The organism is Bacillus sp. FSL M8-0266 (assembly GCF_038613425.1).
GTDB classification, from domain to species: Bacteria; Bacillota; Bacilli; order Bacillales; family Bacillaceae; genus Bacillus; species Bacillus pumilus.
This window is the reverse complement of sequence record NZ_CP152015.1, coordinates 2,465,650-2,477,873: the sequence shown is the minus strand read 5'-3', so window position 1 is coordinate 2,477,873 and position 12,224 is coordinate 2,465,650. Positions and strand designations below refer to the sequence as shown.

The window sequence follows — 12,224 nt, the reverse complement described above, 5'->3', positions numbered from 1 at the left end:
GTGAGGCACTTGTTACATCAGTTTTCAAGAAACGAGCTTGCCATTGGCAAGGAAGGCTTAGATATATTAAAAAACAGTACAGTGGCAGTGCTTGGTGTGGGCGGCGTTGGTTCATTTGCAGTTGAGGCACTCGCTCGTTCAGGTGTTGGCCGTATTGTTCTTGTTGATAAAGATGATATTGATATTACAAATGTAAATCGTCAGCTGCCAGCATTGCTTTCAACAGTTGGTCAGCCAAAGGTTGACTTAATGCAGGCGAGAATCGCTGATATTAATCCAGAATGTGAAGTTGTTGCACTCAAGATGTTTTATACAGAGGAAACATATGAGCAATTTTTTGAATATCCGCTTGATTATGTCATCGATGCGTCAGATACGATTCACTATAAAATTCATTTAATGAAAGAGTGTCTGAAACGAGGTGTGAACATCATTTCAAGTATGGGAGCAGCAAACAAAACAGATCCGACCCGCTTCAAAATTGATGACATTTCAAAAACACATACCGACCCAATTGCAAAAGTCGTGAGAACGCGTCTACGTAAAGAAGGGATTCGTAAAGGGATTGAAGTCATCTTCTCTGATGAAAGTCCGATTGTGATTCGCGAAGATGTCAGAAAAGAAGTTGGAAATGATGAAGCGAAGATTCGCAAGGCACAAATGCCGCCATCATCCAATGCATTTGTCCCGTCTGTTGCAGGATTGATCATGGGTGGTCATGTCATTATGCAGCTTTTGAAAGATATTCCAATTACACGTGTGAAAGATAAATAAACAGCCCACCTGCTAATAGGCAGGGGGCTTTTTTTATTTTTGGCGTTTTAAGTTCTCATATACCTGTTTCAGTGCGCCTTCAAATTTACCTGTTTGCTTCGGTTCATAGTATTGCTTGTTTTTCAGCGGATCAGGTAAGTACTGCTGCTTCACCCAGCCGTTTTCATAATCGTGTGGGTATAAGTAATCGACACCTCTGCCGAGTGCTGTAGCTCCTTTGTAGTGAGCATCCTTTAAATGAACAGGGATTTCACCAATTTTCCCTGAACGAATGTCACCAAGTGCCGCATCGATCGCCTTATATGCTGAGTTGGACTTAGGAGAAAGACACAGTTCAATGACTGCGTTAGCCAGCGGAATTCGGGCTTCCGGGAAGCCGACTCTTTCTGCTGTTTGAACAGCGCTTAACACACGAGGGCCTGCCTGCGGACTAGCTAAGCCAATATCTTCGTAAGCCATCACGAGTAATCTCCTTGAAATGCTTTCAAGGTCTCCTGCTTCAATCAGTCTGGCAAGGTAATGCAGCGCCGCATCTGCGTCAGACCCTCTAATGGATTTTTGAAAAGCCGAGAGGACATTATAATGAGCATCACCATTCTTATCATGTGAGAAACTTTTTTTTTGTAAACATTCTTCTGCTGCGGCAAGAGTGATCATAATATGCCCAGCCTCATCTGCTTTTGTCGATAAAACAGCTAGTTCTAACGCATTTAAAGCAGAGCGTACGTCTCCGCCGCATCCATTGGCAAAATGATTCATCGCTTCATCGTCTACTGCCACCTCATACCCGCCAAGTCCGCGATGTTCATCCTGTAACGCTCTTGTTAATGCAGCCTTGATTTGCTCTGTTTCAAGCGGTTTTAGCTCAAATATTTGTGTCCGGCTTCGAATGGCAGGGTTGATCGCATGATAGGGGTTAGCCGTCGTTGCGCCAATTAAAATGATCATGCCATTTTCTAAATAAGGAAGAAGAAAATCCTGCTTTCCTTTATCAAGCCTGTGAACCTCGTCTAAAATGAGGATGACCTGGCCGCTCATTTTCGCTTCAGCGGCGACAGCTTCCATATCCTTTTTGTTATGAATGACCGCATTCAACGTCCGAAACGCAATGCTTGTACTGCCAGCGATCGCCGTCGCAATCGATGTTTTTCCGATGCCCGGCGGTCCGTATAAAATCATCGAGGATAAATGTTTTGCCTCGACCATTCGTCTAATAATTTGACCTTCTCCAACGAGATGCTCCTGCCCAATGATGTCTTCAATATGACTTGGGCGCATCCGGTACGCTAAAGGTTTCATGATTATCTCTCCTAAAGCAATGTCTTGTTTGTATAGAGTACCGAAATTTCTTCAAATAGAAAAGGGATGCGTCCTCTTATCGCGCTCAGAACCGGCAAATGAAAGTTGGCTGAAAGTATGATATAATTGCTTTTGGTCTATATAAGCGTATATGAAATCAGAAAAATAATTGATGACATAGAAATAGAAAACGCAGAGGTGTTTAACTTGAAAATTTCTACTAAAGGCAGATATGGTCTGACGATCATGATCGAATTAGCCAAAAAACATGGCGAAGGCCCTACATCATTAAAATCAATCGCTCAAAACAATAATTTGTCTGAGCATTATTTAGAGCAGCTTGTATCACCACTTCGGAATGCTCGTCTTGTGAAAAGTATTCGCGGTGCATATGGCGGCTATGTTCTTGCACATGAACCAAACGAGATCACAGCCGGTGATATTATTCGTGTATTAGAAGGACCGATTAGTCCTGTCGAAGTCATTGAAAACGAAGAACCAGCAAAGCGTGCACTTTGGATTCGGATTCGTGATGCAGTAAAAGACGTACTGGACAATACAACTCTTGAAGACTTGGCAAGCTATCAAGATGACGAGGATCAAGAGGCGTATATGTTCTATATTTAGATCAGAGGTGTACCGGGAATGGAACGTATCTATTTAGATCATGCAGCCACAACGCCGATGGATCAGCGTATTGTGGACAAGATGATGCCTTACTTTACAGAGATATTTGGCAATCCCTCTAGTATTCATTCATATGGGCGCGAGGCAAGAAAGTGGCTCGATGAAGCAAGAGAAGTGATTGCAGGAGAATTACACTGTAAACCACAGGAGATCATCCTCACAAGTGGAGGAACAGAGGCGGACAACCTGGCGATTACAGGTGTGGCCATGGCAAGACAGCATGAAGGAAAACATATCATCACAGCAAAAACAGAGCATCATGCGGTGCTGCACACATGTGAACGCCTAGAGAAGCTAGGATTTGACGTGACATATTTAGATGTGGATGAAACTGGATTGATTCATCTTGAACAACTAAAACAAGCACTAAGAGATGATACGATTCTTGTGACCATCATGTACGGCAATAATGAAACAGGTGTGATTCAGCCAATCAAAGACATTGGCGAGCTTTTACACAATCACACTGCTCATTTTCATACAGACGCCGTGCAGGCGTTTGGAACAATGCCAATCGATGTAGCAGACCTTCATATTGATCTCTTATCTGCTTCTGGCCATAAGCTAAATGGTCCAATGGGAACGGGCTTTTTATATGTAAACGAAGGCGTGAAACTTTCTCCGCAAATTTTCGGAGGAGAACAAGAAAGAAAACGCCGTGCTGGCACTGAAAATGTGGCAGGGATCGTCGGACTTGCAGAAGCTGTTCAATTAACGAAGCAAAATAGAAGAGAAAAAGCCATGCATTATGGTAAGCTCAAAGAAATCATGCTACAAGTATTCGAAGAGGAATCACTTACTTTCTCTATCAATGGGCACCCGGAAGAGACATTGCCGCACATTTTAAATGTTCATTTCCCGGGCGTTTCTATCGAATCGTTACTTGTGAATTTAGATATGGAAGGAATTGCTGTTTCAAGTGGATCTGCATGTACGGCTGGATCCGTCCTTCCTTCGCACGTGTTAAGCGCCATGTATGGCGAAGAAGCAGACAAGCTGACGTCCTCAGTCAGAATAAGCTTCGGTCTTGGGAATGAAGAGGATCATGTGAAGCAGGCGGCGCGCAAGATAGTAGCTGTTGTCAAACGCTTAGCCAAATAAACGTTCCTCTTTTGTTCGTGTGTGAAAAATGAAACAGCCAGGCACCTGAAGAACGAAACGCACATGCTGTTTCATTGAAAATGGAGTTGATGAAGATGACAAAAAGACCAGAAGACACAAGAGTTGTGGTCGGTATGTCCGGAGGAGTCGATTCATCAGTTGCTGCTCTTATGCTAAAGGAGCAAGGCTATGATGTAATCGGCATATTTATGAAAAACTGGGATGACACAGATGAAAATGGTGTATGTACAGCAACGGAGGACTATGAGGATGTCATCCGCGTATGTAACCAAATTGGAATCCCTTATTATGCAGTGAATTTCGAGAAGCAATATTGGGACAAAGTGTTTCAATATTTCCTTGATGAATATAAAGCGGGCAGAACGCCAAACCCTGATGTCATGTGTAACAAAGAAATTAAGTTCAAAGCGTTCCTTGAGCACGCATTGTCACTCGGTGCGGATTATTTAGCAACAGGTCACTATGCGCGCGTCGACAGAACTGGCGATGAAGTCAAAATGCTAAGAGGTCTTGATGCCAACAAAGACCAAACGTATTTCTTAAATCAGCTGACTCAGGAACAGCTTGATAAAGTCATGTTTCCAATCGGTGATCTAGAGAAAAAAAGGGTTCGTGAATTGGCAAAAGCAGCAGAGCTCGCAACAGCAACGAAAAAAGATTCAACGGGTATTTGCTTTATTGGAGAAAGAAACTTTAAAACGTTCCTCGGTCAATATTTGCCTGCACAGCCTGGCGTGATGCAGACGATGGACGGAGAAGTCAAAGGGGAGCACGATGGACTGATGTATTACACGATCGGTCAGCGCCAAGGTCTTGGCATTGGCGGTAGCGGTGATCCTTGGTTTGTCGTTGGAAAAGACTTGGAACAAAATATCCTGTTTGTCGAACAAGGTTTCCATAATCCACTTTTATATTCTGAAAGCATTTCAGCCGTCAATATTAGCTGGACTCGCCCTCATATTGTCGGTGAAAACGGTGAATTAACCTGCACAGCTAAATTCAGATACCGTCAAGAAGATCACCATGTGAAGGTGAAAATGACAGGTGAGCAAGAAGCGATGGTCATCTTTGATGAACCCGTTCGTGCTGTCACACCAGGACAAGCGGTTGTCTTTTATGATGGCGACGAATGTCTCGGCGGCGGAACAATTGACGATGTCTTTAAGGACGGCCAAAAGCTGTCGTACGTGTAACATGTTTTCAAAACCTCAACGTCGCTGTTGAGGTTTTTTAATGAAAGGATGAGAGAGCGAATGAATCATAACGAAATCGGCATAGAAGCCTTAAATCAGGGGAACATCGAAAAAGCAGCAGAAGCTTTTACGAAAGCCATTGAAGAAAGCCCAAAAGACCCGGTTCCATATATTAACTTTGCGAACTTGCTTTCAAGCATTAATGAATTTGAACGTGCGTTAAACTTCTTTCAAAAAGCAATAGAACTTGATCACGCCGCAGCTGCAGCCTATTACGGGGCAGGAAATGTATACACATTAAAAGAAGACTTTATGAAAGCAAAAGACTATTTTGAACAAGCACTACAAGCTGGGATGGAAAATAGTGATTTATTTTATATGCTGGGGCAAACGCTCATCAAATTAGAGCAGCCGAAGCTTGCGATGCCTTATCTTCAGCGTGCCATCGAACTGAATGAAGATGATAATGAAGCAAGATTTCAATTTGGCATGTGCTTAGCCAATGAACAATTGCTGGAAGAAGCGGTGACGACCTTTACCGAGGTGATCGCGCGTGATCCGCAGCATGCAGATGCCTTTTATAATTTAGGGGTTGCGTATGCATACTTAGAGAAAAAAGACGCAGCACTTGAGATGCTAGGAAAAGCCATTGACGTGCAGCCTGACCATATGCTGGCACTACATGCGCAAAAGCTGATTCAAGAAGCAGAATAGACGGAAGGAGGGAAGACCTGTGCAGGAACATCCAGATCAAATGAAGCTTGAGGACGAACCGTTTTTAAAAGGGACAGTTCAAGCCGTTATTTTCCATAATGAAAGTAATTTATACTCGGTGTTAAAGGTGAAAGTCATTGAAACATCGGAAAACTTAGAGGAAAAAACAGCATCTGTCACAGGCTACTTCCCAGCACTTCATGAGGAAGAAACTTACACCTTCTATGGCAAAGTCACAAGCCATCCGAAATTTGGTGAACAGTTTCAGGCCACTCATTTTCAAAAGGAAGTACCGACAACAAAGCAAGGAATCATTCATTATCTCTCAAGTGATTTATTCGAAGGGATAGGGAAAAAGACGGCGGAAGAAATTGTAGGGCAGCTTGGCACCCAGACGCTTCATAAAATTATGCGTGACCCAGCGGTTTTGTATGACGTTCCGCGCTTATCAAAAAAGAAGGCAGATAAGCTGGCCGCAGCGCTCCAGGAGCATCAAGGATTGGAACAAATCATGATCAGCCTGAATCAATACGGCTTTGGTCCGCAGCTCAGCATGAAGATTTATCAAGTGTACGAGAGTGAGACGCTGCAGAAGATTGAAGAAAACCCGTATCAGCTCGTCAAGGATGTCGAAGGGATCGGATTTATTAAGGCGGATGAACTTGGCGCTAGAACCGGCATCTCAGGAAATGACCCAGAGCGAATCCGTGCAGCCTTGCTTTATACAGTGGAGACAGCCAGCCTTCAGGACGGTCATACGTACATACAAACAAAGGATTTGATCGTCGAAACCCGAAAACTGCTCAATCAGACAGGCAATGAGTACAAAGTGACGGAAATGGACGTCGCCAATCAGATCATTGCACTTGGCGAAGGGAAAGAGATGATCATTGAAGATGAGCGCTGCTATCATCCGTCCTTATTTTATGCCGAGCAAAGTGTCGCCAAACGTATACAAAAAATCGTCTCCCAAACGGAATATGCAGATCAATTCCCTGAATCAGAATTTCTGCTAGCTCTTGGTGAGCTCGAGGAACGGCTGGGCGTCCAGTATGCACCGACACAAAAGGAAGCGATTCAAAAGGCGCTCATGTCCCCAATGCTGCTTTTAACAGGCGGACCTGGGACTGGGAAGACAACAGTCATTAAAGGGATTGTTGAGCTTTACAGCGATCTTCACGGGGTATCTCTTGATCCGAGTGATTACAAAAAAGATGAATCCTTTCCATTTGTGCTTGCGGCGCCAACTGGACGAGCAGCTAAACGGATGACAGAATCAACAGGGCTTCCAGCTGTGACGATTCACCGGCTGCTTGGTTGGAACGGGTCAGAGGGATTCTCGCATGATGAAGAACAGCCGATTGAAGGAAAGCTTGTCATCATTGATGAATCAAGTATGCTAGATATTTGGCTTGCGAATCATTTGTTTAAAGCCATTCCTGATCATATCCAAGTGATCATGGTGGGGGATGAACATCAGCTTCCGTCAGTCGGACCAGGCCAAGTGTTAAGAGACTTGCTTGCATCACAAGCTGTGCCAGCTGTTACCCTGACAGATATTTACCGTCAGGCAGACGGCTCCAGCATTGTTGAACTTGCACATGATATGAAAAATGGCGTCCTGCCAAAGGATATTACCGCACGTTCAAAGGATCGATCTTTCATAAAATGCTCAGTTGATCAAATGAAAGAAGTGATTGAGAAGGTCGTCAGCAATGCTGCTCAAAAAGGCTATTCAGCTAAAGACATTCAAGTGCTTGCGCCCATGTATAAAGGAAAAGCAGGCATTAATGAGCTCAATAAAATGCTGCAGCACATTTTGAATCCTAAAAAACCAAAGGGCAGAGAAATCCCATTTGGTGATGTCGTGTACCGGACCGGTGATAAAGTGCTTCAGCTAGTGAATCAGCCAGAGAACAATATTTTTAACGGTGATATTGGCGAGATTGTCTCGATTTTCTATGCGAAAGAAAACACGGAAAAAGAAGACATGGCTGTGATCTCCTTTGATGGGAATGAAATCACCTTTACAAAAAAGGATTTTCATCAATTTACACATGCCTATTGCTGTTCGATCCACAAATCACAAGGCAGTGAATTCCCCATCGTTGTGCTTCCAGTCGTGAGAAGCTACTATAGAATGCTTCGGCGAAATCTGCTGTACACAGCCATTACACGAAGTAAAAAGTTTTTAATTCTGTGCGGCGAGGAATCAGCACTGGAGTGGGGCGTGAAAAACAATGAGGATTCGCTCAGACAAACGTCCTTAACGATGCGGCTCGTGCAAACCGAAGAGGTTATGGATGCGGAGCTTGCAGCACTTCAAAAAGAACTGCCGTTTAGCGTGCATGATGCAAATATCGGTATGGAGGGAATCACTCCATTTGATTTTATGCATGAATAAAAGGCTTCCAGATGGGAGCTTTTTTAGCATGAAAAGAAATCCTCATATTTCGTTCATGGAAGCCATTTCTTCGTATGAGTCTTGACGCAAACGCACACGATAAGACTGTTCCGCAAAAGGTGGTTGAGCACATTTTGAGAACATGTCGAGAGCTTGAAGGAATGTCAATCTATACAGGTGAAACGTCTCATTCACTTGGTTCGATAAAAGATATTTGTTTATTAGCCGGAGGCAACTGCGGAGGATATGTGTTAGATGGGAAAAAGAAAGACTGTGCACTCGTTCCATTCTCGGCTGGGGATCAGCTGACAGACAAAGGCTTATATGTGAGCTGCCAGGAGGGAATAGGCATGGAATCCTCCGCCCCATCCTTCTTATTTTCGAAATTGAAAAAGAAAATGATGCAGTCGCCTGACGGTGAAAATTTAGGCATTTTAGAAGATGTATACTTTTGCACAAATTCGGGCACAATCGTAGCATATGAACTCTCGGACGGCTTCTTTACAGAGCTATCAGGGATTCGAAAACAGCTTCAGGCTGCCGGAACCTTGATCAACGTTCAAAAGGAAGCACTTGTTCTAAACCGAACGTAAAGAGGTGCTGATTATGCTCATTTGCCCAAATTGCAAATGTAAAGACATCGGAAAAATTGGGGTCAATCAATATTATTGCTGGGGCTGTTTTATTGAATTGACGCTGTCAAAAGGCAAAATATCTACACACCAAGTGGAAGAAGACGGAACACTAAGCAGCTTAGATGATTTGTTTAGTGATGATGAACGTTCAATTCAACTATAAGTGTTAAGGGGGAATTTCGAATGGGCAAAATGACTTCTTCACTATTAACGCTTGGTGCAGGTGCACTCGCATATCACTTTGCAAGCCGATATGATATGCCATCAAAGCGGGATATGAAAAAGCTAAGAAAACGCGTTATGAGAATGATGTAAACAAAAAGACATCCGCTAAGTGACAAAAGCGGATGTCCTTTTTTATGCCTGCCTATATTCTAATCGGCGCGCGAGTAATGATAAGCTGAAATTGACGACAAAATACATCATTGCCGCTAATAAGAAAATGGGCAGTAAGTAAGATTGGCTCTGACCGTTTAATATTTGAGCGTGATGCAATAGTTCTGGAAGGGCAATCACAACGGCAAGCGATGTATCTTTTAAAAGAGAAATAAATTGACTGACAATCGGCGGTACCATTCGGCGTAAAGCCTGCGGCATAATAATCATTTTTAACGTTTGGATATAGGTTAAACCAGAAGACCTGGCTGCTTCGATCTGTCCCTTATCAATTGATTTTAAACCGCTTCGAATAATTTCTGACAGCATTGCTGATTCAAATACGGTTAAAGCTGCAATAGCTGAGGCTGTAATGCTCAGCTTAATGCCGATTTCGGGCAGTGCAAAATATGTGAAAAAGATGATCAATAAGAGCGGCAGGTTTCGAATGGTTTCGACGACGACTGCAACGATCTTTGATAAAACTGGAATTTGAGCGAACCGTAATGTGCCAATGACTAATCCAATGAGAAAGCTCAAAATGATGGAGATAAAAGCCACTTTTAAGGTGACAGCAAATCCTTCAAGTAAAAAGGCGAGATGATCAGGCTGGTAGGCACCTAGAAAATCCATGGTGTTTCCTCCTTTCTAGTGGCTTCTTGCTAATCTTTTTTCTAAATAACCAACGCCTAAACTGAGCGGAATTGTTAATAGCAGATAGAACATGGCAACAAAGATGTAGACATCGAATGTTACAAATGTTCTAGAAGCGATGAGGTCTCCTTGATACATAAGATCAAACCCTGCAATGACACCTAAAATAGAGGAGTTTTTGACAAGGTTAATAAATTGATTCCCAAGAGGGGGAATGACAATTTTAATCGCTTGCGGCAGAATGATATACCGCATCGTCCCGCCATAGGATAGACCTGAAGCACGGGCTGCTTCCATTTGTCCAAGCGGTACAGCTTGTATCCCTGCGCGAATGGCTTCAGCAATAAAGGCAGAGGTATAAATGGCAAGGGCAATTGTGCCAGCGGTGAAGCCATCTGCTACAATGCCTAGCACGGGTAATCCAAAGAAGAAGACAAATGTAATCAATAATAACGGAATATTCCGAACAAATTCCACGTAAGCCGTTCCTAACCAGTTGAGTGGCCTAAGTGGCGCAATTCTCATAATGGCAATGAGTGTACCGATCAAAAAGCTTCCAATCAAAGCAATGACACTTGCACCAATGGTATATTTAAAGCCTTCTACATAAAGATGAAAATTTTCAATAAGAATGGAAAACCGTAGCAATCAGTTCACTTCCTTCCTGATCAACAGGTGAGCCAATGAGCGGCTCACCCTGAGAGAATCATTCTTCACAAGTCAAACGGTTATTCTTTGATCCATTTTTGATGAATCTTGTCATACTCTCCATTGTCTTTTAAGGTTTTTAGGGCTTTATTGATCGCAGCTGTTAATTTCTGATCACCTTTTTTCACAGCAATACCATAAGGCTCATCTGTAAAGGTGCCGCCGACGACTTCGTAATTTGAATCCTCATCTGCCATACCAAATAAGATCGCATTATCGGTTGTCAGCACTTGCCCTTGGTTTGATTTTAAAGCTGTAAAAGCCTCCTGATAGTTCTCAAATTCTAATACAGACGCTTTAGGTGCTTTCTCGCGGATATTTTGAGAAGAAGTAGATCCTTTCACTGCAAGCACTTTCGTCCCTTTTTTAAGATCATCAATCGATTGAATGTCGCTTCCTTTTTTCACAAGCAGTGATTGTCCTGCTTCAAAGTAAACATCTGAGAAATTGACTTCTTTTTTACGCTCTTCGGTAATCGTCATGGTCGCGACGATCGCATGAATATCTCCTTTTTGCAGTAGTGGAATTCTCGTTTTTGATGTCACTTCTTTGAATTCTGCTTTTCCTTCATCACCGAGCATTTCCTTTGCGATAGCTTTTGCAATATCGATATCAAACCCTTCGATATCTCCACTGCTAGGATTTTTGAGACCGAAGAGACGTGTATCATTCTTGACCCCGAATATGATTTTTTTGTCTTTCTGAATGGTTTCTAAAGAGCTTCCTTTTTTTGCATCAGTCGAGCCTTTTTCAGCAGATCCGCAAGCAGCCAATGCAGCAATACAGCAAGTCATAAAGAGTAGTAGGCCAAAGCGTTTCATTTTTTTCATCAAATCATTCCCCCTAGTGATTTAAAATACGGCTTAAAAAGAGCTGAGCGCGTTTCTCACGCGGTTTCTCATAAAATGCAGCCGGTGTTGACTCTTCAAGAACTCTGCCTTCATCAATAAAGACAATACGGTCGGCGACTTCTCTGGCAAATCCCATCTCATGAGTGACGACAACCATGGTCATTCCTTCTCGGGCGAGCTGCTTCATCACATCTAGTACCTCTCCGATCATCTCTGGATCAAGTGCGGATGTCGGTTCGTCAAACAGCATGACCTCTGGCTTCATCGCAAGCCCTCTTGCAATGGCAACACGCTGCTGCTGTCCGCCTGAGAGTCTTGAAGGGTAGGCGTCCGCTTTATCAGGAATACCGACTTTATTTAAATAAAATTCGGCTGTTTCCCTCGCTTCTTCCTTGCTCACCTTTTTCACCTTCATTGGCGCAAGCATAATGTTTTCAAGCACCGTCTTATGAGGGTAGAGGTGAAAATGCTGAAACACCATCCCAATATTTTGCCTGACAAGATTGATGTTGGTCTTCGGATGCTGAACAGGCACTTCGTTGACGAGTACCTTTCCCTCATCAATGCTTTCAAGACGATTGATGCATCTGAGCATCGTGCTTTTACCTGATCCTGAAGGACCGATGATCACGACAACCTCACCTTTTTGAATATGTAGGTTAATGTCTTTCAGTACATGGAACTGGCCATAATGCTTGTTGACTTCTTCGAATGTGATCATGAAGAACCTCCTCTTGTACATGATGGAATATTCAGTGTAGACATTTTAGTGACTTTGGATGGAGCTGTATGTTTCATGTGTATTCAT

At 43.1% G+C, this 12,224-nt stretch carries 14 protein-coding genes; 9 read left to right on the top strand and 5 right to left on the bottom strand.

Going from position 1 to position 12,224, the window contains the following annotated elements; genetic code table 11:
* Positions 1-9: 9 nt before the first annotated feature.
* Entirely contained in the window at positions 10-774 is a 765-nt protein-coding gene (locus tag MKY83_RS12680; protein ID WP_003216704.1) for a tRNA threonylcarbamoyladenosine dehydratase, read from the top strand.
* A gap of 33 nt (positions 775-807) precedes the next feature.
* Here the strand turns inward: MKY83_RS12680 and MKY83_RS12675 are convergent, their stop codons facing one another.
* Positions 808-2,073 carry a replication-associated recombination protein A gene (locus tag MKY83_RS12675; protein ID WP_106066920.1) on the bottom strand — a complete coding sequence of 422 codons (1,266 nt, stop codon included), beginning with the start codon at positions 2,071-2,073 and terminating at the stop codon, positions 808-810.
* Between the two features lie 207 nt (positions 2,074-2,280).
* Here MKY83_RS12675 and MKY83_RS12670 point away from each other — a divergent pair, with 207 nt between their 5' ends.
* The 8 genes from MKY83_RS12670 (at position 2,281) to MKY83_RS12635 (ending at position 9,143) form a co-directional block, all read left to right on the top strand.
* Entirely contained in the window at positions 2,281-2,700 is a 420-nt protein-coding gene (locus MKY83_RS12670) for an Rrf2 family transcriptional regulator (protein ID WP_044139599.1), read from the top strand.
* Positions 2,701-2,718: 18 nt separating this feature from the next.
* Positions 2,719-3,861 (top strand): cysteine desulfurase family protein, encoded by a 1,143-nt coding sequence (locus MKY83_RS12665; protein WP_106066921.1) that lies wholly within the window; start codon positions 2,719-2,721, stop codon positions 3,859-3,861.
* Positions 3,862-3,956: 95 nt separating this feature from the next.
* Positions 3,957-5,075 carry a tRNA 2-thiouridine(34) synthase MnmA gene (gene mnmA, locus MKY83_RS12660; RefSeq protein WP_106066922.1) on the top strand — a complete coding sequence of 373 codons (1,119 nt, stop codon included), beginning with the start codon at positions 3,957-3,959 and terminating at the stop codon, positions 5,073-5,075.
* Between the two features lie 60 nt (positions 5,076-5,135).
* A complete protein-coding gene (locus MKY83_RS12655; protein ID WP_044139597.1) occupies positions 5,136-5,789 on the top strand; it encodes a tetratricopeptide repeat protein in 654 nt (217 codons plus the stop codon).
* 19 nt (positions 5,790-5,808) lie between these two features.
* A complete protein-coding gene (locus MKY83_RS12650) occupies positions 5,809-8,193 on the top strand; it encodes an ATP-dependent RecD-like DNA helicase (protein WP_065098513.1) in 2,385 nt (794 codons plus the stop codon).
* 134 nt (positions 8,194-8,327) lie between these two features.
* Positions 8,328-8,786, top strand: coding sequence for a prc-barrel domain-containing protein (locus MKY83_RS12645; RefSeq protein WP_065098677.1), 459 nt, complete (start codon positions 8,328-8,330; stop codon positions 8,784-8,786).
* Between the two features lie 13 nt (positions 8,787-8,799).
* Positions 8,800-8,991, top strand: coding sequence for a hypothetical protein (locus MKY83_RS12640; RefSeq protein ID WP_003216308.1), 192 nt, complete (start codon positions 8,800-8,802; stop codon positions 8,989-8,991).
* Between the two features lie 20 nt (positions 8,992-9,011).
* Entirely contained in the window at positions 9,012-9,143 is a 132-nt protein-coding gene (locus MKY83_RS12635) for a YrzQ family protein (RefSeq protein ID WP_003216198.1), read from the top strand.
* Positions 9,144-9,185: 42 nt separating this feature from the next.
* Here MKY83_RS12635 and MKY83_RS12630 read toward each other — a convergent pair whose 3' ends face one another.
* From MKY83_RS12630 to MKY83_RS12615, 4 genes are all read right to left on the bottom strand, one after another.
* Positions 9,186-9,836, bottom strand: a complete 651-nt coding sequence (locus MKY83_RS12630) for an amino acid ABC transporter permease (protein WP_065098512.1) — start codon at positions 9,834-9,836, stop codon at positions 9,186-9,188.
* A gap of 15 nt (positions 9,837-9,851) precedes the next feature.
* The gene (locus tag MKY83_RS12625; RefSeq protein ID WP_003216507.1) at positions 9,852-10,505 is read right to left on the bottom strand and encodes an amino acid ABC transporter permease; all 654 of its coding nucleotides are present in this window, start codon (positions 10,503-10,505) and stop codon (positions 9,852-9,854) included.
* Positions 10,506-10,585: 80 nt separating this feature from the next.
* Positions 10,586-11,395, bottom strand: a complete 810-nt coding sequence (locus MKY83_RS12620; RefSeq protein ID WP_065098510.1) for a transporter substrate-binding domain-containing protein — start codon at positions 11,393-11,395, stop codon at positions 10,586-10,588.
* A 13-nt stretch (positions 11,396-11,408) separates the two neighbouring features.
* The gene (locus MKY83_RS12615; RefSeq protein ID WP_044139592.1) at positions 11,409-12,137 is read right to left on the bottom strand and encodes an amino acid ABC transporter ATP-binding protein; all 729 of its coding nucleotides are present in this window, start codon (positions 12,135-12,137) and stop codon (positions 11,409-11,411) included.
* Between the last annotated feature and the right edge of the window lie 87 nt (positions 12,138-12,224).

Bases quoted from the DNA above. Each gene is read 5' to 3' on its own strand.
- MKY83_RS12675 (WP_106066920.1), bottom strand. From the start codon at position 2,073: ATGAAACCTTTAGCGTACCGGATGCGCCCAAGTCATATTGAAGACATC.
- MKY83_RS12665 (WP_106066921.1), top strand. From the start codon at position 2,719: ATGGAACGTATCTATTTAGATCATGCAGCCACAACGCCGATGGATCAG.
- mnmA (WP_106066922.1), top strand. From the start codon at position 3,957: ATGACAAAAAGACCAGAAGACACAAGAGTTGTGGTCGGTATGTCCGGA.
- MKY83_RS12655 (WP_044139597.1), top strand. From the start codon at position 5,136: ATGAATCATAACGAAATCGGCATAGAAGCCTTAAATCAGGGGAACATC.
- MKY83_RS12640 (WP_003216308.1), top strand. From the start codon at position 8,800: ATGCTCATTTGCCCAAATTGCAAATGTAAAGACATCGGAAAAATTGGG.
- MKY83_RS12635 (WP_003216198.1), top strand. From the start codon at position 9,012: ATGGGCAAAATGACTTCTTCACTATTAACGCTTGGTGCAGGTGCACTC.
- MKY83_RS12630 (WP_065098512.1), bottom strand. From the start codon at position 9,836: ATGGATTTTCTAGGTGCCTACCAGCCTGATCATCTCGCCTTTTTACTT.
- MKY83_RS12620 (WP_065098510.1), bottom strand. From the start codon at position 11,395: ATGAAAAAAATGAAACGCTTTGGCCTACTACTCTTTATGACTTGCTGT.
- MKY83_RS12615 (WP_044139592.1), bottom strand. From the start codon at position 12,137: ATGATCACATTCGAAGAAGTCAACAAGCATTATGGCCAGTTCCATGTA.